The sequence below is a fragment of the Georgenia halophila genome, from assembly GCF_039541595.1.
Window position 1 is genome coordinate 1 of sequence record NZ_BAABGN010000016.1, and the last position, 508, is coordinate 508.

Genomic DNA, 508 nt, shown 5'->3' on the forward strand with positions numbered 1-508 from the left:
AAACAACAGAAATCAGAAGATGCTCGCGTCCACTGTACAGTTCTCAAACAACACATTCACACCCGCGGCAGACCAGACACCCGACCACCACCACCAACCAAGGCGGCACAGCCAGGCACTCCATCTCGTCCCCGTCCAGGAGGAACCACCCAGAAGAACCAAACAACCCCGACCCCCGCACCACGGCAGGAGCCGGCGGAGCCTGTTTCCTCAGGACCCAACAGCATGCACAAGTTCCTTGACGTTCCACCCATGAGCAGTGAACCGTCCCGACCTCTCGCTGATGAGAGACCAGTCAACGGCCCCGACTACGTCACCGCACACCCACCACCAGACCCGGCGCCCCCGAAGAGACGCAAGACCAAGCAGCGCCGCACGGAGCGCATGACGAGATGCTCCTTAGAAAGGAGGTGATCCAGCCGCACCTTCCGGTACGGCTACCTTGTTACGACTTCGTCCCAATCGCCAGTCCCACCTTCGACAGCTCCCTCCCCCAAAGGGGTTGGGC

The 508-nt window shown here is 61.0% G+C and carries 1 rRNA gene; it reads right to left on the reverse strand.

The annotated features are described in order from the left end of the window. Nucleotides 1-403: 403 nt before the first annotated feature. Nucleotides 404-508: ribosomal RNA gene (locus tag ABD907_RS20510) — 16S ribosomal RNA — on the reverse strand; the annotation flags it as partial.